The organism is Amycolatopsis sp. NPDC031561 (genome assembly GCF_055580625.1).
This window is the reverse complement of sequence record NZ_JBVILA010000041.1, coordinates 14,074-35,858: the sequence shown is the minus strand read 5'-3', so window position 1 is coordinate 35,858 and position 21,785 is coordinate 14,074. Positions and strand designations below refer to the sequence as shown.

At 68.2% G+C, this 21,785-nt stretch carries 19 protein-coding genes; 2 read left to right on the top strand and 17 right to left on the bottom strand.

Going from position 1 to position 21,785, the window contains the following annotated elements; translation table 11 throughout:
* Positions 1–2 precede the first annotated feature (2 nt).
* Positions 3–584, bottom strand: coding sequence for a hypothetical protein (locus tag ACZ5IK_RS42795; RefSeq protein ID WP_465492953.1), 582 nt, complete (start codon positions 582–584; stop codon positions 3–5).
* Positions 585–612: 28 nt separating this feature from the next.
* Here ACZ5IK_RS42795 and ACZ5IK_RS42790 point away from each other — a divergent pair, with 28 nt between their 5' ends.
* A complete protein-coding gene (locus tag ACZ5IK_RS42790) occupies positions 613–1,014 on the top strand; it encodes a winged helix-turn-helix transcriptional regulator (protein WP_465492952.1) in 402 nt (133 codons plus the stop codon).
* Here the strand turns inward: ACZ5IK_RS42790 and ACZ5IK_RS42785 are convergent, their stop codons facing one another.
* The 15 genes from ACZ5IK_RS42785 to ACZ5IK_RS42715 all read right to left on the bottom strand — a co-directional run bounded on the left by ACZ5IK_RS42785 (position 1,015) and on the right by ACZ5IK_RS42715 (position 19,092).
* The gene (locus ACZ5IK_RS42785) at positions 1,015–2,103 is read right to left on the bottom strand and encodes a 3-deoxy-7-phosphoheptulonate synthase (RefSeq protein ID WP_465492951.1); all 1,089 of its coding nucleotides are present in this window, start codon (positions 2,101–2,103) and stop codon (positions 1,015–1,017) included. It abuts the gene before it with no gap.
* Positions 2,104–2,330: 227 nt separating this feature from the next.
* A complete protein-coding gene (gene dpgD / locus ACZ5IK_RS42780) occupies positions 2,331–3,128 on the bottom strand; it encodes an enoyl-CoA-hydratase DpgD (RefSeq protein ID WP_465492950.1) in 798 nt (265 codons plus the stop codon).
* Positions 3,125–4,351 carry a (3,5-dihydroxyphenyl)acetyl-CoA 1,2-dioxygenase DpgC gene (dpgC, locus tag ACZ5IK_RS42775; RefSeq protein ID WP_465492949.1) on the bottom strand — a complete coding sequence of 409 codons (1,227 nt, stop codon included), beginning with the start codon at positions 4,349–4,351 and terminating at the stop codon, positions 3,125–3,127. The genes dpgD and dpgC overlap by 4 nt, the downstream gene beginning before the upstream one ends.
* Complete coding sequence (gene dpgB / locus ACZ5IK_RS42770) at positions 4,348–5,010, bottom strand: enoyl-CoA-hydratase DpgB (protein ID WP_465492948.1); 663 nt, start codon at positions 5,008–5,010, stop codon at positions 4,348–4,350. The genes dpgC and dpgB overlap by 4 nt, the downstream gene beginning before the upstream one ends.
* On the bottom strand, positions 5,004–6,104 hold the full coding sequence (gene dpgA / locus ACZ5IK_RS42765) for a 3,5-dihydroxyphenylacetyl-CoA synthase DpgA (protein WP_101612857.1): 1,101 nt from the start codon (positions 6,102–6,104) through the stop codon (positions 5,004–5,006). The genes dpgB and dpgA overlap by 7 nt, the downstream gene beginning before the upstream one ends.
* 231 nt (positions 6,105–6,335) lie before the next feature.
* Positions 6,336–8,033, bottom strand: a complete 1,698-nt coding sequence (locus tag ACZ5IK_RS42760; RefSeq protein WP_465492947.1) for an ArnT family glycosyltransferase — start codon at positions 8,031–8,033, stop codon at positions 6,336–6,338.
* Between the two features lie 681 nt (positions 8,034–8,714).
* Positions 8,715–9,332: a dTDP-4-dehydrorhamnose 3,5-epimerase family protein gene (locus ACZ5IK_RS42755; protein WP_465492946.1), complete on the bottom strand. Its 618-nt coding sequence runs from the start codon at positions 9,330–9,332 to the stop codon at positions 8,715–8,717.
* Positions 9,333–9,356: 24 nt separating this feature from the next.
* Entirely contained in the window at positions 9,357–10,466 is a 1,110-nt protein-coding gene (locus ACZ5IK_RS42750; RefSeq protein WP_465492945.1) for a DegT/DnrJ/EryC1/StrS family aminotransferase, read from the bottom strand.
* Positions 10,463–11,440 carry an NAD-dependent epimerase/dehydratase family protein gene (locus tag ACZ5IK_RS42745; protein WP_465492944.1) on the bottom strand — a complete coding sequence of 326 codons (978 nt, stop codon included), beginning with the start codon at positions 11,438–11,440 and terminating at the stop codon, positions 10,463–10,465. Before ACZ5IK_RS42745 ends, ACZ5IK_RS42750 begins: the two co-directional genes overlap by 4 nt.
* 146 nt (positions 11,441–11,586) lie before the next feature.
* Positions 11,587–13,044 carry an NDP-hexose 2,3-dehydratase family protein gene (locus tag ACZ5IK_RS42740; protein WP_465492943.1) on the bottom strand — a complete coding sequence of 486 codons (1,458 nt, stop codon included), beginning with the start codon at positions 13,042–13,044 and terminating at the stop codon, positions 11,587–11,589.
* Positions 13,045–13,058: 14 nt separating this feature from the next.
* The gene (locus ACZ5IK_RS42735; protein WP_465492942.1) at positions 13,059–14,159 is read right to left on the bottom strand and encodes an alpha-hydroxy acid oxidase; all 1,101 of its coding nucleotides are present in this window, start codon (positions 14,157–14,159) and stop codon (positions 13,059–13,061) included.
* A complete protein-coding gene (gene hppD, locus ACZ5IK_RS42730) occupies positions 14,156–15,199 on the bottom strand; it encodes a 4-hydroxyphenylpyruvate dioxygenase (protein ID WP_465492984.1) in 1,044 nt (347 codons plus the stop codon). Before hppD ends, ACZ5IK_RS42735 begins: the two co-directional genes overlap by 4 nt.
* Positions 15,200–15,326: 127 nt before the next feature.
* The gene (locus ACZ5IK_RS42725; protein WP_465492941.1) at positions 15,327–16,517 is read right to left on the bottom strand and encodes a cytochrome P450; all 1,191 of its coding nucleotides are present in this window, start codon (positions 16,515–16,517) and stop codon (positions 15,327–15,329) included.
* A gap of 14 nt (positions 16,518–16,531) precedes the next feature.
* A complete protein-coding gene (locus ACZ5IK_RS42720) occupies positions 16,532–18,265 on the bottom strand; it encodes an amino acid adenylation domain-containing protein (protein ID WP_465492940.1) in 1,734 nt (577 codons plus the stop codon).
* A complete protein-coding gene (locus tag ACZ5IK_RS42715) occupies positions 18,262–19,092 on the bottom strand; it encodes an alpha/beta fold hydrolase (RefSeq protein ID WP_465492939.1) in 831 nt (276 codons plus the stop codon). Before ACZ5IK_RS42715 ends, ACZ5IK_RS42720 begins: the two co-directional genes overlap by 4 nt.
* Positions 19,093–19,325: 233 nt before the next feature.
* Here ACZ5IK_RS42715 and ACZ5IK_RS42710 point away from each other — a divergent pair, with 233 nt between their 5' ends.
* Positions 19,326–20,612 (top strand): aminotransferase-like domain-containing protein, encoded by a 1,287-nt coding sequence (locus tag ACZ5IK_RS42710; protein ID WP_465492983.1) that lies wholly within the window; start codon positions 19,326–19,328, stop codon positions 20,610–20,612.
* A gap of 126 nt (positions 20,613–20,738) precedes the next feature.
* Here ACZ5IK_RS42710 and ACZ5IK_RS42705 read toward each other — a convergent pair whose 3' ends face one another.
* A complete protein-coding gene (locus tag ACZ5IK_RS42705) occupies positions 20,739–21,779 on the bottom strand; it encodes a methyltransferase (protein ID WP_465492938.1) in 1,041 nt (346 codons plus the stop codon).
* Positions 21,780–21,785: the final 6 nt, after the last annotated feature.

The following is a 21,785-nucleotide window of genomic DNA, read 5'->3' as shown; positions in this document are numbered from 1 at the left end:
CTTCACCGCCGGACGCGGTGATCCACGGCGACCCAGTTCGTCTCCCAGGTCGTCCCGCCGTCCGCCGAAAACGCCTGCTCGAACCTCGCCTCGTCCGGACCCGGCCGGACGACGCGGAAGCGGACCTTGATCGGACGGCCGCCGTACTGGTCTTCGCCGAGGAATTCGCCCACACCGTCACGGAACCCGCCGTACACCGCCGGGGTGGGCAGGCCGTCGCGGATGTTGACGAAGGTCAGGCTCCACCGCTTCGCCTGCGGCTCGTACAGCCGCAGGTTGAGGGCTTCGATGCGGCCGTTCGCCCCCGAGACCTCGAATTCGAGGACGTTGGCCCGCCGGTCCAGCAGGGGGCGGACGGTGCTCGTGCCCGCGAAGTGCAGCCACTCGTCGGCGGAGTCCGACAGCGGCTCGGCGAGGACCCGCACCGTGGAGCGCCAGACGCCGATCTCCCAGTCGAAGGCTCGTTGGCCGTCCGCGCTCGTCGAGGACGCGGGCGGCGTCGAGGCATCGCCCGACACCGCCGTCGCGATCAGCATGAAGGCCGCGAGGCCCACCGTCAGGATTCGTCTGTATGGCACGGTCATGGTCCGACTATCCGAGTGGAGTCCGGCCATGGACAAGAAGGCACCTGCGGGTAACCCCTCTCGCCCCAATCCGCTGCCCGGCTGCCCGATGGCGGCGGCGTTCGCCGCGTTCGGCGGCAAATGGAAGCTGACCCTGCTGTACTGGCTCGCCCACGGCGAGTCCCATTTCGCGGGCCTCCGCCGCCGGGGCACCCCCATCACCCCCAAGGTGCTGGCCGAGCAGTTACGCGAACTCGAGGCCGACGGACTCGTCGAACGCGTGGAGACCGGGCCTGTCCCGGCGCGCGTCCTCTACCGGCTCACGCCCTACGGGACCACGGTTCTTCCTGTGGTCGAAGCGGTCAGGGTCTGGGGCGAGGCGCACCTCGAGCACACCGGCGGCGAGGCCGCGCCGAATCCGGCGATGGGGTGCGCCGGCGCGATCAGGTAGTCACTTCGCGCCCGTCTTGGCCTGCCGTCGCCGGGCGGCGGTCGCCGTGGCGAGATTCTGCAGGACTTCCTGGGTGGCGGCCATGTCGATGCAAGCGTCCGTAATGGACTGTCCGTAGGTGAGCGGCCGGTCGGGATGGAGGTCCTGCCGTCCCGCCTGGAGGTTGGATTCGAGCATGACGCCGACGATGCCGCGCTGGCCGGTCCTGATCTGGTCGGCGATCTGGTCGGCGACGATGGCCTGCCGCAGATGGTCTTTGCGGCTGTTGTCATGGCTCGCGTCGATCACGACCCGGCGCGGCAGACCGGCGGTCTGCAGGGTGGTGAGCGCCGCGCGGACGGACGCGGGATTGTGGTTGGGCGCGGAGTTCCCGCCGCGCAGGACGAGATGGCAGTCGGGGTTGCCGACGGTGTGCAGGATGGCGGGCAGTCCGCTGGGGTCGACGCCGGGGACGACGTGGCGTGCTTCGGCGGCGCGGATCGCGTCGACAGCGACGGTGACATCACCGTCGCGGCGATTCTTGAAACCGACGGGCATGGAAAGGCCGCTGGCCAGCATCCGGTGGTTTTGGCTTTCCACGGTCCTGGCGCCGATCGCGCCCCACGAGACGGTGTCGGCGAGATAGGCCGGAATGGTGGTGTCCAGCCATTCACACGCGGCGGGCAGGCCGCCTTCGGCGAGTTCGAGAAGGAGGTCCCGTGCGATACGCAGGCCGCGGTTGACATCGCCGGTGCCGTCGAGGTGCGGGTCGTTGATGAGTCCTTTCCAGCCGCCGACCGTACGGGGCTTTTCGAAGTACACGCGCATGACGATCAGGAGATCGTTGACGAATCGGCCCGCGACCGAGGCAAGACGGTCGGCGTATTCGAGTGCCGCGGCGGGATCGTGGATGGAACAGGGTCCGGCGATCACGAGCAGCCGGTCGTCCGTCCCGTCGAGGACGCGGACGACGCTTTCGCGGCCTTGCCGCACGGTGTCCGCAGCGGTGGCGCTGAGCGGCAGTTCGTGGTGCAGCAAGGCCGGGGTGACCAGAGGGACCATGCGGTCGATGCGCTGGTTGTCGAGATCGACGGCGGCGATGGTTGTCATCACAGATATCCAGGGTTTCTGCCGGCACCGGGCGTCAGGGAAAGCCGGGATTTCCCGGCCCGGCCGGCGGTCTCGGGTGAACGAAGAAACAGGCTGGGAAAGCCCGGCAGTACAAGTGACAAGAAATCTTTTCGGAGATTTCTCTTACGCCGAAATCTCCCACCATCCGTCACTCAAAACAATGGAAAAAGCCCTGTCCAACCCTGTTTCCGCGCGCCGTCCGCACTTTAGCGGCCCGTCCAGATCGGATCCCTTTTCTCGGCGAAGGCACGGGCGCCCTCGCTCGCGTCCGCACTCCATCGGCGGCGTTCTTCCCACGGATACGAAGCGGTGAACGCTTCCTCGAGCGGGAGGTCGAGCGACCGCAGCGCGGCTTCCTTGATGGCGCGGACCGAAAGCGGGGCGGCACGGACGAGATCGTCCGTCCATTCGGCGACGCACCGATCCAGTTCGGCCACCGGGACGACCTCGTTCACCAGTCCGTGGCGAAGCGCCGTCGCCGCGTCCATCCGGCGACCGGTCAGCAGATACCCCATCGCCACCTTCTGCGGCAGCTGCCGCGGCAACCGGAAAACGCCGCCCGCGCCGGCGATCAGCCCGAGCCGGACCTCCGGCAGGGCGAACACCGCGTCCTCGGAGGCGATGACTATGTCGCAGGCGAGCATCAGCTCGAAACCGCCGCCCAGCGCGTATCCGTGCACCCTGGCGACCACCGGTTTGGACAACGTGAACCGGTCGGTGAGCCGGGGATGACCCGGCTGACCGCCACTGCCGAACGTCGAGGCCTCCACACCCGCCTCGGTCAGCCGCGCGCGTTCCTTGAGGTCCTGGCCAACGGAGAACGCGCGGTCCCCCGCGCCGGTCAGGACCACCGCCCTGATGTCGTCGTCGGCCTCGACATCGTCCCAGATCCCGGCGAGTTCCGTGTGCATCCGCCGGTCCATCGCGTTCAGCACGTCGGGCCGGTCCATCGTCACGTAGGCGACGTGGTCCTTTTTCTCGTACCGCACCCGGGTTTCGCTCATCGCGAGCCCACCGCGAAGCCGTCGACCTTGCCGATCACGTCCGCGCCGTAGATGCGCAATGCCTGCTGCAACGCGAATTCGGCGATGTACCGGCGGAAGTCCTCCGGCGGTTCCTCGGCGAGGTTCAGCATGCGCCGGTTGGCCACCACCGCTTCTCCGTCGAGACGGGCCAGCGCGCCCTCGATCGCCGCGTCCATCTGCTCCGGCGGGACGACCTCGTCGACGATCGACCGGGCGTCCGGCTCGGCCGCCTGGATCCGGCGGCCGCCGAGGATCACCTGCCGGGCCACCCGCGGCCCGGCGATCCGGGAAAGCCGGAAGTTCGAGACGCCGGGGATGATCCCCTCCTTCGCCGCGGGCAGGCTGAGGTACGCGTCGGACGCCGCCAGCACGTGGTCGAAGACCAGGAGGAGCTGGGTCCCGCCGCCGATCGCGAAGGAATCGACGGCCGCCATCCACGGCTTGTCGGTCAACCGCGAGTGCCACGAGCCGTCCGTGTACAGGCCGCGGAAGATCTTCTGGATGTAGCCCATTTCCCGCCGCAGCAAGAAATCGACGAGCGGGATTTCGCCTGAGCTCAGCTTCTTGAGGTTGATCCCCGCGCAGAACACCCGGCGTCCCCGGTACCGGGGGTGGCTCATCACCCCGCCCCGCAGCAGTGCCACCCGGACGGACGGATCGAGCAGCACCAGGTCGACAGCGGTCTCCATGTCGTCGACCTGCTGCGCGTCCTCGGCGTTCAGACAGTCGTCCCGGCACAGGGTCAGGTGTGCGACGCCGTCGCGGCGTTCCAGCCGGACGGCTTCCATTTGCAGGACACCGGTTTCGGCGAATTCGGGCAGCAGCCGCAACGCCCGGGAAGTGGGCCGGAGCATGGCGTCGAGCAGATGCGGGCCGGCCTTCGGCGCGCGCAGGATCCCGCGCAGGAAGATGCCCTGGTCGATCTCGCGCCCTTCCTTCTCCGCCTGCGGCCGCGAGCGCTCGGCCGCCATCTGCGCTTCCGTCGGCACCAGGCCGGGATAGGCGAGGGCGGCGGCGCTGACGAGTTCGTCGATGCGCAGGTACCGGGTCCGGCCGTCGGTGAGCTCGGCGTAGATCTCCTCGGCGTGCGCCTCCATGAAGTCCGCGCGCAGCGCCCGGACGCCGTCGTCGACCCGGTGGGCCTCCCCCGCCAGGGCCCGAAGATCGAGCCCTGGCGGGAGAGTCACGGAATCCGTTGTCACGACTTGGCTTCCCGTCGCAGCGCCCGGTCGGCCGCGGCCAGGTGGGCGCCGAGCGCCTCTTCGAAGGTGGTCGAACCCGCTTCGAAGATCAGCTGACGGCGGATCGCCGTCTCCGCGCCGTCCGTGGCACCGGCCAGCCCGGCCAGCGTCTCCGACGGGTCCACGGCCACCTCGTCGACGAGGTTGAGGGCGAGCGCGCGGTCGGTCTCGATCGGCGTTCCGAGGAGCACGGCCCGCCGGATCCCCGCCGCACCGGCCTGCTTGGTGAGCCGGTAGACGGTCATCCCCGGCCAGGCACCGCCGCCGACCCACGTGAGCAGCAGCCGCGTGCCCGGCGCGGCGATCCGGACGTCGGCGGCGAGGAGGAGGTCCAGCGCCATTCCGGCGCACTCCCCCGACGCCACCGCGACCGTGAGCCTGCCGAGCCGTTCGAACCGGCGCACGACCCGTTCCCACTTGTTGACCAGGCCGACGGCGAGCCCGTTCGCCCAGCCCGCGGGCGGGGCGCCTGTGACGTGGATGGTGACCGGTCCCGTTCCCCGGTGGTCCTCGGCGCGATCGCAGAGCGCGTCGATCTCCTCGACCGCCGCGGCCGACAGCGGCCGGGCCCCGTCGAAACGCAGCACCAGTTCGCCGTTCACTTCGTTACGCGTCACCATTGAATAAGCGCCATTTCAATCGTGGAGCCAGGCCCCATGGTCATGAGCACGCCGTAGTCCCCGGGACGGGTGACGTCCTCGTCGGCGAGCCGTTCGTAGGAGAAGAGGAAGGAGCCGCTGGAGAGGTTTCCGTAGTCGCGGAGCACTCCGGTGGTGTGGCGGACGTCGTGCCGGCTCAGGCCGAGGTTGACGACGACCGCGTCGACCACCTTCTTGCCGCCGGAGTGCACCAGCCAATGGCCGATGTCACTGCGGCGCAGCCCCGTACCGGACAGCAGCCTGTCGATCACGATCTCGGCGTGTGCGCCGACCACGTAGGGAATCTGCGGGTCGAGGAAGAAGCTGAACCGGTCCTGCTCGCGATCCCAGTCGTAGCGCATCGCCGCGACCGCGTCGGTGATGATGTAGCTCGCGAACTTCAGGACCCGCGGGCCGGGCACCCGGCCGTCGCCGGAGATGACCGCGAGGGCCGCCGATCCGTCGCCGAAGAGGCTGTTGACCACCGCGGTCCGCATGGTGCCGTCGAGGGCGTAAGCGGCGGAACACGCTTCGCTGCACAGGACGACGCCGAGCTCACCGGGATGTGCCGCGGACCAGCCCGAGACCACGTTGAGCGCGTTCAGGCCCGCGTTGCAGCCCATGCCCACGATGTCCGAACGGCTGCAGTGCGGGTCGATCCCCAGTTCACGGATGATCAACGCGCTGAGGCCGGGGGTCAGGAAACCGGTCGAGGTGACGCAGCACAGGTGACGCAGGTCCGAAAGCGTCGCTCCCGCCGACTTCAGGCAGGCCTCGAGCGCCCGGCATCCCATGTCGACCGCGAGTTTCTTGTGCTTGTCCAGCAGATCGCCCTGCGGTTCCGAGACTCGCTGCCCGCCGGGACCCTCCGGCGGAAGTGTGAGGAAGCGCCGGTCGATCGCGCTGTTGAGGAAGATCGACCGGATCTTCGGATCCTCGACGTCGAGGATTTCGAGGAGCTCGGATTGCGAGTAGGACGACGCGGACACCGCGGTCCCCACCCCGGCGAACCTGGTGATCTCGGTCAGCCCGGTGAAAACGGAAAGGTCCTCGGCCGGTTCGGCAATGGCAGTCATCGGTACATCCACCCCCATGTTCTCAGCTTGCTACGGAACAGCTGCTTGAACTGCGCAGCGGGCATCGATCTCACCTTTCGCGGATCTCGAGTGAACATTCCTGAAATTAGGCTTCGCCGAACTCGGCGGTCAATCGTCCAAGGCCCGTTCCCAGCCGGATTCCGGTTACGGACGAACGATTTCGGACGAATGACCGCCGATGGAACGTCTCAAGTGGACTGACGACGTGCCCTACGGCCGCCGGTAGATCGTGATGGAGTGGCCCACCGTGTCGATCGGCGTGCTGCTGTCGAGCAGGGTGGCAAGTCGGCCGGTGGCACCGGAAACCTCGGAGACCTCACCGCCTCCGCCGAGACCACCGCCGCTGCCGCCTCCTCCCGAACTGTCGTCATAGTCCCCGAGAATCGCGGAGTCCGACACCGCGAGCAGCCCGTGCACCTGGTCCACGGGCACCTTGAACGGGTCCGCGGCGTCGATGCCGTAGTAGGACGGGAGTGCGCTGCCCTGGTAGACGAGCCAGGTCCGCTCGCCCGGGTAGCGCTCCTTCAAGCGGTCCGCCAGGCGGCCCAGGTCCTGGCCCCAGTCGACGTTCGAGTCGAGCAGGTACCGGTGCGTGTTCGCCGGGCCGCCGAACGCCATGTTGGAATACGGGAGGTAGTAAGGGAACGTCAGCAGCGAGCTGACCGCGGCGAGGGCCACCAGTACCGTCGCGGCCACCTTCACCCACCGCCTGCGGAGAGCGACGACCGCGGCCGCCGCGACGGCCAGGAACATCGGCGCGAAGGCCAGGTACCGGACGCCGTTGTCGCGGACGATGACCATGGCCGTGGCCATCAGCACGGCCGTCGGGATGAGCACATACGGTGCCGCCGGGCGCAACCGGCGAACCGACAGCATCACGGCGGCGCCCGCCAGCCAGATCGCCAGCGCGCCCAGCGGCGTCTTCACCAGGAGCGCGGCGGGCCCGTAGTACCAGAGCGAACCCGTGTAATGCCTGCCGAACAGGAAGTTGTGCCACACATGGTCTTCCAGTTCGAACTGGAACCGCATGCCGTCCTTCAACGGCTGCGGGAAAGGCAACCACTCGACGAGGGTCCGCATCCCGTGCAGGGGTTGCATTCCCTCCGGTGTCTCCCAGTGCAGGCTCGGATCCACGACCAGGTAGGAGACCCACACGACGGCGATCGCGATCAGCGCCATCCCGGCGGACGCCAGCAGGCCGCGGCCGATCAGCAGGGCCGGGCTCTTCAGGTCGAGGCCGCGGGCGCGGCGGGCGTGCCAGACGGACAGCACGGCCAGCGGCACCAGGACCGGAACCGCCACCAGGGAAAGGACTTTCGTGGCCGTGGCCGCGCCGAGGGCGAGTCCGGCGAGCGGGAGGTAGAGGCCGGGGCGGCTCCGGGCACGCCACACCAGCCAGGCCGACGTCAGCAGGAAACCGGCCACCGGGACGTCGAGCGTGGCCAGTGATCCGTGCGCGATGACGTCGGGCGAGAAGGTGAACAGGGTGAGCGCCACCAACCCGCCGGCGCGACCGGCCAGGTCGGAAGCGAACGCGAACACGACCAGCCCGAACAACAGTGTCAGCACGATCACCGGCAAGCGGGCGGCCAGCATCAGCTGTTCCGGATCGTTGCCCGCTTCGTAAACGACGTGCTTGCCGAGTTCCCACTCGTGGCCGTTGAAGGCCGGGTCGATCTTCGGGTCGGTGAAAGCCACTCCGGCGGCGATGATCAGCTTGCCCAGCGGCGGATGCTCGGGGTTGTACCGCAGGCTGTGCTGGTCCAGGTAGACCACGGCGGTGCCGACGTAGACCGGTTCGTCGATGGTCGGGGACTGCTCCACGGCCGTCGTGATCATCGCGATCGCCATCTGGGCGAGCAGCGCGAACACGGCGAACCCGAACAGCCATCGCCGGTGTCGTCTCACCCATCCGAACCGGTCCGGTTCCCGCGGACTTGGAAGCTCCAGTGGCGCGTCAAGGCCCTTGGTCGTCAAGAGGCGTCCTTCCCCCGGCGAACCGGCGTTCGCCTGTCGGATCAGTAACGGGACAGTTACTCAGAGAGCTTGATCATTATGATCTTCGCCCTTGATCCGGTCCACGGGCGGAACTTGGTCTGGGGGTTGCGAGGGCCACTTTCGCAACCTTCAACGTTGCGAACGAGGCTTTCGCAACACCGTCGTCCCAGATGACTCCGCGGGCCGCTTTGAAGGCCACGTCAGCCATTCCGGATGTCGCGAAAGCCACTTTCGGGACATCAGACGTCGCGAAAGTGGCTTTCGCGACACGGCCGCCCGCTTTCACGGACCGAACCTGCGATCGCGGGCCGGTGGGTCCTGAGTGGCGATTCGGGTTCTCTTGAGGGGTAAGGCGAAGGAGGCGTGGTGTCCGCACCCAGGGGTGATCGAGGGCGTGACTCGCGTGATTGAAGCCGGATCTCACGTGATCAGAAGCCGAACTCCGTGAACGCCGCCCAATCACGCGAGATCCGTCTCCGATCACGCGAGTTACGCTTTCCTTCACGGGTACGACAAAACGCCGGCGATCGCCATCACGGTGTCGGGTTCCGTGATGGCGATCGTCGGCGCAGGATGTCGGCGAACGGAGACTCAGGCGGTGAGCGGGACTCCGGACAGCTGCCGCTCGAGTTCGACGCTGGTGGCGTAGTCCGGAAGCAGCCCTTGCTGTTCCGCCTCGGCGAGGGTGAGGGCGACCCGGTCCCGGTCGGACACGATCGGGTCGATGCCGTCGTCGATGGGCAGGTTCAGCGCCGGATCCAGCGCCGAGAGCGCGAGTTCCTGTTCCGCCACATAGCTTCCGGAGAGCATGTACGACATGACGGTGTCGTCCTCGAGCGCCACGAACGCGTGGCCGACCCCGACGGGGAAGTACATCGTCCGGTGGTGCTCCTGGTCCATCAGGACCGAGTCGACCTTGCCGAACGTGGGCGAGCCGACCCGGATGTCGATGACGATGTCCAGCGCCTTGCCCCGTGCGCAGTAGACGTACTTCGCGACGCCCGGGGGTGTCACGGTGTAGTGGACGCCCCGCACCACGCCGCGTTTGGACACGCTGTGATTCGTCTGCGCCACCCGGAAGAGCGGGCTGCCGTGGGCCTCGGTGAAGGCCTCTTCCTGGAACGGCGAGAGGAACCGGCCCCGGTCGTCGGGGAAGACGCGCGGGGTGAACTCGATCGCGCCTTCGACGGCGAGTTTGCGTGCTTGCACGGCTTGCTCCTGTGCTCGGTGTGGTCAGAGGGTGGACAGCACTTCGCGGACCGCGTGGATGACCTTGTCCTGCAGGTCGGCGGAAAGCGCGGGGTACATCGGCAGCGAGAAGATCTCGCCCGCCAGTTTCTCGGTGACCGGGAGCGAACCCTTCTCGTAGCCGAGGTGGGCGAATCCGGTCATGGTGTGCACCGGCCACGGGTAGCTGATGTTCAAGTGGATGTCGTACGCCTTGAGACGTTCGAGGATGTCGTCACGCCGCGGGTGCCGCACCACGTACACGTAGTACACGTGCTCGTTGCCGGGGACCGTCTGGGGAAGCTTCAGTTCGGTGTCACCGAGAGCCTCGACGTAGCGCTGGGCGACGGCCCGGCGGGCGGCCGTGTACTCGTCGAGGCGCCTGAGCTTGCGCCGCAGGATCTCGGCCTGCACCTCGTCCAGACGGCTGTTGTGGGCAGGCGTCTCCAGCGTGTAGTACTGCTCGTCCATGCCGTAGTACCGCAACCGGCGCAGTTTGTGCGCCACGGCTTCGTCGGACGTGATGGTCGCGCCGCCGTCGCCGTACGCGCCGAGCACCTTGGTGGGGTAGAAGGAGAAGGCGGCCGCGTCACCGGTCGAACCCGCGATCTTGCCGTGCTGCCGGGCTCCGTGCGCCTGGGCGCAATCCTCCAGAATGGACAGTCCGTACTTCGCGGCGAGTTCCTTCAGCGGGGCCATGTCCACGCACTGCCCGTACAGGTGCACGGGCAGCAGGCACTTGGTGCGCTCGGTGATCGCGGCTTCGACCTGGCCGGTGTCCATCAGGAAGTCGTCCTCGCGGACGTCGACGAAGACCGGGGTGGCGCCCGTGCCGTCGATGGCGACCACGGTCGGGGCGGCGGTGTTCGACACCGTGATCACCTCGTCGCCCGGACCGATGCCCAGCGCCTGCAGGCCGATCTTGATCGCGTTCGTCCCGTTGTCGAGACCGGCGCAGTGGTCGACCCCGTGGTACGCGGCGAATTCCGACTCGAACCCGCGCAGGCTCGCGCCGAGCACGAGCTGCCCCGAGTTGAAGACCGTCTCGACCGCGTCCAGCAGGTCGAGCCGCTCGGTCTCGTATTCGGCCAGGTAGTCCCAAACACGCGTGGTCATGAGCGAGCCTTTCCGTGAACTGATGTCGTCAATGCGGCGACGGTGCGACGCACTCCTTCGGGCAGTGAGATCTCCGGGCGCCAGCCGGTGATCGCCCGGAACGGGGTGGAATCGATGGTGACGCTGCGAAGATCCGTCGCGGGCGCGTGCGACGGGGGTTCCACGCACGTCACCTCCACCGGGTTCCGTCCGGTCTGCCCGGCCATTTCCTTCGCCACGAGCCGGAAGACCTCGCCCAGCTGGTCGCCCCGGCCCGCGCCGAGCAGCCAGTGGCCGCCCACGAGGGAATCCGGGTTCGCCAGGGCCGCGGTGAAGGCCGCCGCGATGTCCTCGACGTGGACCAGGTCGCGGCGCACGGTGCCGTCACCCCAGATGGTGAGGTCCTGGCCTTCGAGCGCTCGCCGGGCCATGGCGGACACGACCCCGCGGTCGAGGTTCGCCCCCGCTGTCGCGGTCTCACCGAACACGGTGGGCAGGCGCAGGCTCAACCCGCGCACCACTCCGTCGGCCGTGGCCTTCTTGAGGACCTGTTCCGCCGCGAGCTTCTGCTTGTCGTACGGAGTCGCCGGCTCGTCGGGCTCGCTGCCGTCGAGCGGCTCCCGAGGGGGCACGCCGACCTGTGAAGCGGCACCGCCGTACACCACCAGCGGGGGCGGTCCACCCGCGTCGCCGAGGACGTCGACGAGGTCTCGCATCACGCCGAGGTTCACGCGTTCGGCTTCTTCGGTCTCGGCCGCGCGCCAGCCACCGTCCGCCAGGAGCAGGTACACGACCGCGTCCGATCCCGCGACCGCGTCGGCGAGCGCGGCCCGGTCGGTGAGATCGGCGGTGACGACGGTCGTTTCGGCTTCGCCGGGCTCGGGGGTGAACCGCCTGCGCGCCACCGCGCGCAGCCGGATCGGCTGGCGCGCCAACGCGCGCGTGACGGCCGAGCCCACGAAGCCCGACGCGCCGAGGACGGTGATCAGCTTCATGTCAGGCGACTCCTTGAATGTCTGTCGGTGAACCCGCGTCCGCGATCGACGTCGGCAGGGCGAGACTTGGTCATGCCTCTCATGTTGACGGCCAAGGCGCCCTGCCACCGCGATAGCGGGGCCTTCGGCCGGGGCGGGTTCACGCGTTAGGGCCCTTTCTCGAAGTACGTCTCAGCTCCGCCGACAGGTGCTTGAGACTGGGCTTGAGGCTGGGCTGTCGCGGCGTTGAGGCAGGCGAGAAGCGTGCGGGCCTCGACGTTGACGTAGTGCCCGTGCCGGGTGAGCGCGGTGAGCTGGGCCGGGGTGACCCAGGCGAAGCCGGGCGGGGTCTCGGCCGCTTCGTCCGCCTCGATCGCGAGATAGCGTGCCCTCGCGTTGAGGAACCGGCCGCCTTCTTCGGAATGTATCGCCTCGTAACGGATCCGCGACCGCGGGGCGTCCAGGACGAAGTCGAGGAACGGCGGCCTGCTCTCCGCGGGCAGATGCGCGTAGTTGTGGGGCGTGCACTGGACGGTCGGGGCCAGCTCGACGGTGTCCAGGAAACCACCGTCGGCGCGAGCGTGTACCAGCACGTGCGGCACGCCGTCGATCTCGCGCACCAGGAACGCGACGACACCCATCCCGACGGATTCGAGCAACGGCTGGGTCCAGCTGATCTTCTCGCGGTTGCTGCCCTTCACAGCGACAGCGAGAACCTTGAAGTAGCGGCCGTCCTCGTGCTCGATCGCTTCCACGCCCTGCTTCCAGTCGCAGACGTCAGTGAGCGGGATGCGGCGGGCACGCACGTCGTGGCGCGAGCGCTCGTTCGTGAACCACGACAGGAGCTGGACGTCGGAGAACAACGCGCCGGAAGCCGTGTCGTGGTAAGGAAGACACGACAGCACGCTCCTGGCGTTCATGTTGATCGTCTCGTCCTCGTGCATCAGCTCCGCGATCTGGCCGAGGGTGAGCCAGCAGAAGTCGTCCCACATCGGCACGTCGTCGACGGTCTCGACGATCATGTTGCGATTGGACTTCTGGAAGAACCACGAGCCTTGCTCCGCCTGGAGGACGTCGACGATGACCCGCTCGGGGTCGGGCGGCGCGAAGTACTCGATCAGTTTGACGTTCGTCCCGCCGTGCGCCTTGGTGTAGTTGCTGCGAGTGGCCTGCACGGTCGGCGAGAGCTGCACAAGGTTGGGGTTCCCCGGCTCCATTTTGGCCTGCATCAGGAAATGCAGGACACCGTCGAACTCCTTGGCCAGAATGCCGAGGATGCCCACTTCGGGCTGTTTGATGACCGGCTGCTGCCACTCGCGGTAAGGACCGTCGCCGTGCGGGCCGTCGTGCTCGACGACGTGCAGGCCCTCAATGGTGAAGAACCGTCCGCTGCTGTGCACGAGATTGCCGGTCACGCCCTCGAACCACCACTGGTCCAGATCCGCGAACGGGATGCGTTCGACGTGGAAGACGTTGGCCTCACGGCGTTCGGCGATCCAGGCGCGGACGTCCTCGGTCCGCATGTGCACCCCGTCGGTGGTCGCGGCCGACAGCGCGACGCGGTCCGCGTGGTCGCGGTCGTCACGGGGACGCACCGCGTTCCGCGGGATGAGGCAAGGCAGCATCAGAGGACTCCTTGTCATGACCGTCGCGCCGTTCTCGGGTGGTAGCCGGGGGCCCTGGTGCCCAGACGGCGGGCCGCGCCCATCGAGTCGCAGCCCGCCAGGCCCAGCGCGTTCCGGAGTTCTTCGGCGAGCAGGTCGAGCACCTGCCGCGCGCCCTTCTCCCCCGCCGCGGCCAGCCCCCACATCACCGGGCGTCCGATCAGGACGGACGACGCCCCGAGGGCCGCGGCCTTGAGGATGTCCCCGCCACTCCGGATTCCCCCGTCCAGCAACACTTCGCAGCCCCCGGAGACCGCCGCGGCGATCTCGCCCAGCATTTCGAGTCCTGGTACGGCACCGTCCAACTGACGGCCTCCGTGGTTGGACACCACGATCCCGGCGACTCCCGCGTCGACGGCGCGAGTGGCGTCCTCGACCGCGAGAATCCCTTTGAGCAGCACGGGAAGGTCCGTCCGCGCACGGACGGCCTCCACGGATTCCCAAGTGGCCGGGGCGAACTCGCGCGCGGTGTGCTCGGCCACCGCCGACTGCCCGCCGGTGCGGCTGTGCGCGGCCTCCCCTGCGTCGAAGTTGGCCGCTGTCACCGAATCCGGTAACGCGAAACCGTTGCGCATGTCCCGCAGCCGTCGTCCCATCCACGGCACGTCGACGGTGAACACGATCGCCTCGCAGCCGGCGTCCTCCGCGCGGCGGACGAGTTCCAGCGACCGCTTCTCGTCACGCAGCCAGTACAGCTGGAACCACGGCCGCCCACCGACGGCCGCGATCTCCTCCAGCGGAACACTGCTCAGGGTGCAGATGGTGTAGGGAACACCGGCGTCCCGCGCCGCGCGTGCCGCCGCGAGTTCCCCCTCGGGGTGGAACAACCGCTGGTACGCGACCGGCGCGACCGCCATCGGCAGCGCGGCACGCCGGCCGAGCACCTCGGCCTCGGTGGTGCTTTCGGCCACTTCGCGCAGCACCCGGGGGATCACGAAGATCCGCTCGAGTGCGGCGCGGTTGGCCTCCAGCGACGCCTCGGTACCGCTGCCCCCGGCGAGGAAGTCCCAGATCTCGCCGGGGAGGACTTCGCGGGCGGCACGTTCGAGGTCGTCCAGGCAGAGGTGGTGGGTCATCGCCGGGCGGGGCCGAGCTTGCTCTGCCCGGTCCGTTCCAGTTCCACGGCCTCGTACAGGGCCTTGATGTTGGAGCTGCCGAAGGTGCCGGCACCCTGCCGCTCGATGATCTCGAAGAAGATGGTCTTCCGCGGATGCGTGGAGGCGGTGAAGATCTGGAACAGCTGGCCGCCGTGGTCCTCGTCGGCGAGCAGCTTCGTCTCCCGCAGATCGTCCAGCGAGTGCGTCTCCAGTTCGATCCGCTCGCCGAGCATGTCGTAATAGGCGTCCGGGGTCTTCAAGAACTCCACCCCCCGCGAGGAAAGCTCCTTGACCGCGCCGACGGCGTCCGCACTGGTGAAGGCGATGTGCTGGACGCCCGAACCGTGGTGCTCCTTGATGAAGTCGTCGATCTGGCCGGGGTCGGCGGTCTTGTCCGGCTCGATCAGCGTGAGGGTGACCTCGCCCGACGCGCTCTGCACGACGGTGGAGTTCATCGCCTGGGCACCGACCACGATGTGCTCTTCGAAGATCTGCTTGAACCCGAGGGCGCGCTCGTAGTACGCCACCGTGGGGCCGAGGTCGCCCGCGTTCAGGCAGACCGCGAAGTGATCGATCGCGAGCAGGTCCACGCCGCCCCGTCCGCGGGGGGCTTCCTGGGAGCCGGGGACCTCTTCGCGCTGGATCAGGGTGTGCACGACGTCGCCGAACCCGCCGACGGTGGCCGTGACGACCGCGTCCGCACGCTCGCCCGGCTCGCGGATGGCCTCCGCGCCCGCCTTCACCGCGGCCTCGAAGGCGGCGGCCACGTCCGGAGTGCGCAGCGCGATGTCGGCCACGCCTTCACCGTGGGTCTGCAGGTACGTCGCCGCCGGGTGACGATCCGAGGTCGGCTCGGTGAGGATCAGTCTGATCGGGCCCTGCCGCAGCGTGACGCTCCGGTGGTCCTCCGAGCGGTCCGTGCCGGCGACGGCGAAACCGTACTTGTCCATCCAGCCGGACGCGGCCACCTCGAGATTCGGCACATACATTTCCACGTAGTCGATCTCGAACTTCTGCATGCTGGCAGTCACGATATTCCTCCGTGAAATAGATTCGCTGCTCATTTACAGGATGGCTCCATGGCAATTCGGCATCAATGGTGTCCGCTTGACACTTCCCGGCCAGGAGTCCACATAGGACTGACACTCACCGCCCGGTGAATCGCACCGGGAGCTCCCGGTATCCCTGCACGACGACCGCGCGCAACCAGGCGGGTTCCTTCACCAGCTCCACCCGCGACACCCGTTCGGCCACCTCGCGCAGCACGACCGCCAGCTCGATCCGCGCGAGCGCGGACCCGAGGCAGTGATGCATGCCGTGACCGAAAGCGATGTGCCGATTGGGTTTCCGGCCGGGCAAGAACGTGTCGGGGTCTTCGAACACGGCGGGATCCCGGTTCGCGGCGGGCAGCCACGCGACCACCGGCGCACCGGCGGGCAGGTCGCGGCCGTTGACGGTGACCTCGGCCGTCGACACCCGGAGCACGTGCATCGCGGGCGAGGTCCAGCGCAGCACCTCGTCCACGACGGTGTCGACGTCCGCGCTCCCGTCGCGCACCTGGTCCAGAAGTCCCGGCACCGTGGCGAAAGCGTGCACCGCACCGGTGATCGCGTGCCGGGTGGTCTCGTTGCCGCCGATCAACACGTTGTCGCAGTTGAGCACCACGTCGTCGACCGTGAGTTCGTCATCGGTCAGGAGCGTGCTGACGAGGTCTTCGCCGGGGCTCGCACGCCGTGCGGTGATCAGTTCGTCGAAATAGACGAGGATCTCGGTATGCGCCTGCCTCGGCGTCATCCCGTCGAACAATTCGTCCTCACCGCCGAACGCGTGATTGGTGAGTTCGATGAGCATGTCCTCGTCCTGCGAGGGAACTCCGAGGATTTCGCAGACGACCGCGGCGGGAATACGCGGGCCGATCGCCGCGGCCACGTCGCACACTTCGCCGTCGAGCACCTCGTCGAGCACGCCGCGGACTTCGGTCCGCACCCGCTCCGCGAGTTTCCGCGCGGACGCCCTCGAGAGCAGTGGCCCGACCAGCTTGCGCAGCTTGCGGTGCTGGTCCTGTTCGGAGACGACCATCATCTGGCCACCCGAGTTGTCGGGATGGTCGCGGTCGAACCCGATCATCATCCCGTATTCGGAGGTGAACGGGGCGGAAGGCCCGAGGACCGCGGCGCACGCCCGATGCGAGAACACGGACCAGAAACCGGTGGGCGAACTGCCCGGCTCGCTCCACACCATCGCGTCTTCCAGCGCGAGTTCGCGCCAGCGGGCATGGCGGTCCAAGGTCGTGTACAGATCGGGATTGCCGAGATCGACGGCTGCCGTCGTCTGCATGAATGATCTCCAGGTCAGGTGAGTGCGCCGTCGAGCACCTTGGCGAGCCGCGCCACCGTCGGCGCGTCGAAGAACGCCTGCACCCTCAGCCGGATCTTCAGCCGTTCGCGGATCCGGCTCACCAGCCGGGTCGCGAGCAGGGAGTGGCCGCCGATCTCGAAGAAGCTGTCCTCGACACCGACGCTGCTGACGCCGAGCACCTCGGCGAACAATTCGGCGAGGATGATCTCCGTGGGGGTGAGCGGTTCCCGTCCCGCCGCGCGCCCGGCGTGCTCCTCTTCGGGAGTGGGCAGGGCGACGCGGTCGATCTTGCCGTTCGGCGAGACCGGCAGGCTCGGCAAGCTGACGACCACGTCGGGCACCAGGTATCCGGGCAGCTGCTTGCGCAACGGCGGCAAGAGATGTTCGGCCGGGACACGGGCGCCGGCGGGGCCGACCACATAGGCGACGAGCCTGTTCTCGTGCTCGGTCACCACCGCCTGGGCCACCCCGTCCACCGCGAGCAACGCGGACTCGACCTCACCGGGTTCGATGCGGTGGCCACGGACCTTCAGCTGGTCGTCGACACGGCCCACGAAGACGAACTGGCCGTCCGAACGCGTCCGGACCCTGTCACCGGTGCGGTACATGCGCTCGCCCGGGCCGCCGAACGGATCCGGCAGGAACCGCTCCGCGGTCGCGGCTGGTCTTCGGAGGTAGCCGCGGGCGAGACCGGGGCCCACCGTGTACAGCTCGCCCACGTCCCCGTCCGGGACGGGGCGCAGCAGTTCGTCCAGGACGTAGGTGCGGACACCGGTGATCGGCCTGCCGATCGGCGGGGTGTCCTCCCCGGTCAGCGGCTCGCTCGCGGTCACCGCGACGGTGACCTCGGTCGGGCCGTAGGCGTTGATCATCACGCGGTCCACGGCCCAGCGTTTCGCGACCGGGGCCGGGCACGCCTCACCGGCGACCAGGAGGGTCAATCCGGCGGGCAGGCCGCCCGCCTCCTCCAGCGGTGCCAGCGCGGACGGCGGCAACGTGACATGGGTGATGCCCTGGTCGCGGACCAGCCGGGCGAGCGGCTCGCCGGGAACCAGGTCCGGCGCGGAAGCCAGCACCAGACAGCCACCGGCCTGCCAGATCGGCCAGAACTCGGCGACCGCGGCGTCGAAACTGGGCGACGCGAAGGCCAGCAACCTGCTCTCCGGCACCAGCTTCTGGCGGCGCACGTAGTCGTCGGCCAGGTTCGGGATCCCGCGGTGCGTGACCAGCACGCCCTTCGGCCGTCCCGTGGAACCCGAGGTGTAGATGACGTACGCGGGGTGGCCGGAACGCAGCGGGCTGAGCCGGTCCTGATCGTCCAGGTTCGGCTCGGACAGACCCGGCTCCCGCGCCACGCTCAGGACGACGGGCGCACCGGTCACGTCCTGGCCCGGCAGGCACAGCAGGCAGTGCGCCGCCGTGTCGTCCAGCATCTGACGCTTGCGTTCCTCCGGATAGTCCGGGTCCACCGGTACATACGCGGCGCCTGCCTTGTGCACGGCCAGGATCGCGATGACGAACTCGATCGACCTCGGCATCGCCAGCGCGACCAGCCGCTCCGGGCCGACCCCGTGCGCGACGAGACGGCGGGCGAGCCGGTTGGCTTCGCCGTTCAGCTCGGCGTAGGTGAGCGTGGTGGTGTCCATCGCCACCGCGGGCCTGTCCGGCAGGACGGCTGCGGTCGCCTCGAACAGGGCCGGCGTCGTGGCTGCCGAAAGGGCGGTCATGCGGTCTCTCCCAGTGTCTCGCGGGACTCGGTGCGGAGGAACCGGAGCAGCTCGCGGTTCACCGCTTCCGGGTTCTCCAGGTAGCCGAAATGCCCGCAGCCGGGAACCGTGCGCTGCGTCGCCCCGGGGATCGCCGCGGCCAGCTCCCGCCCGGCTTCCGGCGGCGCCACGAGATCGCGCTCGAACGAGACGACGTGGCAGGGCACCTTGATCGAGCCGTAGGCGTCGAGGCGATCGGGCAGCGCGCTCAGCAATAATTGCGACCGGACGCCAGGCCCCCAGGTTCCCGACGCGGCGAACAGGTCGAGCCAGTCTCCGGCGAGGTCGTCGTCGGCGAGCGTCGCGGGGCCCAGGTTGTGCAGGGCGCGAGTGGCGGCGAGGAAATCCGGCGGCAATTCGACGCCCAGTTCGATCAGCTTCGCTTCACCTTCCGCGAGCACTTTCTGCACGAGACTGCTCTTGCCGCAGGCGGCCATCAGCAGGACCGAGTCCAGCAGCTCCGGATGGGCGAGCGCCAGTTCTTGCGCGATGTACGAACCCATCGACGTGCCGATCACGCGGCACGGCATGGCGTCGAGATAGTCGATCAGGGCTGCGACGTCCTCGACGAGGTCTTCGATGGTGAATCCGTCAAGGCCTTCATCGCTCGGCGAGATCCCGCGGTTGTCCATGGTGATCACCCGGAAACCGGCGGCGCGGAGCACGGGCACCTGATGCAGGTCCCACACCGAACTCGGCGCCCCGGTGCCGGTCAGCAGCAGTACCGGCGGACCGTCACCACAATCGTTGTAGGACAACCGGATCCCGTTCTCGGTTGTCATCAGCATGATGCTCCTCCGGGAGTGTGGCTGCTACGCCGCGATTCGGTGGTGAGGCCGCCGGAAGTGTTTCCCCTCAACGGTTCCGTCCTCCCCAGGTGCGGTGGCACGGAGTCGACCGTACCTTCAGGGATCGTGTGTCTGGAGGATTCGGCGATGGACAGTCGGGCGAAACCGGGAATAAATCCGGCGTCCACGGACTGTTCTTGACACCTCAACGGCGGATGGAAATCCTAGTATTCATGGATTCAAACGGTCTGTCCACCCACTTGAACGTGGAAACGCTGCACGGATCGCTCACCGATCCGGCCATCTCGTCGATGAATCTGCTCAACGAGCTGATCGACGAATACCCTGTGGCCATTTCCATGGCGGCAGGCCGGCCGTACGAAGAGTTCTTCGACATCAGCCTCATCCACCAGTACATCGACGCTTATTGCGACCATCTCCGGCGCGACCGGAAACTGGACGAGGCCGGGGTCACCCGCACCCTCTTCCAATACGGCACCACCAAAGGCGTCATCGCCGATCTCATCGCCCGGAATCTCGCCGAAGACGAGAACATCGACGCCGCCCCCGAATCGGTGGTCGTCACCGTCGGCGCCCAGGAAGCCATGTTCCTCGTCCTCCGCACCCTGCGCGCGGGCGAACGCGACGTGCTGCTCGCCCCCGCGCCCACCTACGTCGGCCTGACCGGCGCGGCGCTGCTCACCGACACCCCCGTCTGGCCGGTCCGGTCCACCGAGAACGGCATCGACCCCGAAGACCTCGTGCTCCAGCTGAAGCGGGCCGACGAACAGGGCAAGCGGGTCCGGGCCTGCTACGTGACCCCCAACTTCGCGAATCCCACCGGCACCAGCATGGATCTGCCCTCGCGGCACCGTCTTCTCGACGTCGCCGAAGCGCACGGCATCCTGCTCCTGGAGGACAACGCGTACGGATTGTTCGGATCCGAGCGGCTGCCCTCGCTGAAGTCCCTCGACCGGTCGGGGTCGGTGGTCTACCTCGGTTCCTTCGCCAAGACCGGCATGCCCGGCGCCCGGGTCGGCTACGCGGTGGCGGATCAGCGGATGACGGGCGGCGGCCTGTTCGCCGACCAGCTTTCGAAGCTCAAGGGCATGCTCACGGTGAACACCTCCCCCATCGCCCAGGCCGTGATCGCCGGAAAGCTCCTGCTCAACGATTTCAGCCTGACCAAGGCCAACACCCGGGAAATCTCCATTTACCAGCGCAATCTGCACCTCACGCTGGGCGAATTGAAGCGCAGGCTCGGGGGATGCGCCGGAGTCAGCTGGAACACCCCGACGGGCGGATTCTTCGTCACCGTCACCGTTCCGTTCGTCGTCGATGACGAATTGCTGGAACGCGCGGCTCGTGATCACGGTGTTCTGTTCACCCCGATGCATCACTTCTACGGCGGAAAGGGCGGATTCCACCAGCTCCGGCTTTCGATCAGCCTGCTCACGCCGGAATTGATCGAAGAGGGCGTCGCGCGGCTGGCCGCGCTGATTGTTCCGCGGCTTCCCTGAGCTTTTACATGACGAGAGCCCCTTGCCGTTTCGCGGCGAGGGGCTCTTTTCGTAAGGGGGCGGAAGTCCGTGAAGGCCTCCTTGAGGGACCTAGGGTCCCTCAAGGAGGCCTTCACGGACTTGAGGTCAGGGCTTGGTGCCGGTCACCAAGGCGTGTTCGAACGGCAGCTCGACCGAGCGGACGTCGACGCAGCCGACCGACTTCAGCCAGGACGCGGCCTCGGCCTGCGGCCAGGCCATTCCGCGGCCGGTGGCCAGAATGTTGAGGTACAAGGAAAGCCGCGCGGAGAGCGGGCCGCCCATCTCGTCGTCCGCGGCCGCGAAGCCGTAGATCGAGATCTTCGCGCCGGACGGCAGCACCTCGTACGCCTTGGCCAGCAGCATGACCGACTGCTCGGCCGTGAAGGTGTCGAGGACGTGGCTGAACAGGGCGTGGTCGGTATCGGTGGGGAACGGGTCGGTCAGCAGATCGGCCGGGTGCAGGGTGAGCCTGTCGACGATCTCGGCGGGCACGCGCTGTTCGGCCAGTGCCACGCTGCTCGGCAGGTCGAGCAGGGTGGCCTTGAGGCCGGGGTTGGCCTTGAGCAGCGCCGCCGCCGTGGTGCCGTCACCGCCGCCGACGTCGAGCAGGTGCCGCGACGACTTGACGTCGATGTGCTCCAGCAGCCCCGGCATCGTCTGCAGCGAGAACGCCGACATCGCCGTGTAGAAGATCCTGGCCTTCTCCGGGTCGTTGCCGAGCCGGGCGTACAGCGTGTCGCCGGGGCCGTCGAGGGCGTCGAGGGCCTCGTTGGTGCCGGCGCGCAGCGCGGAGGTCATCCGGGCGAACGCGGGGTAGTAGATGGTCTTCCAGCTGAGCAGGATGTGCCGCCAGCTTTCCGGGCCGCTCGCGGCGAGCAGTTCGGTCGCGACGGGGTGGTTCACGAAGTCGACGCCGCGCTTCTCGATCAGGCCGGTGGTGGCCAGCGCGAGCATCAGCACCCGGAGCTTGTGCGGCTCCAGGCCGGTGAAGGCACCGAGTTCCGCCGCGTCGGCACCGTCCTTCTCGGCGAGGAAGTCGAAGATGTCCAACTCGATCCCGGACACCACCGCGTTGAACAGCGCGGGTCCGTTGGCGATCAGCTGGAAACGACGGTGCACCTCGGTGGAGTCGAGCGATTCCTGCATCTGCAG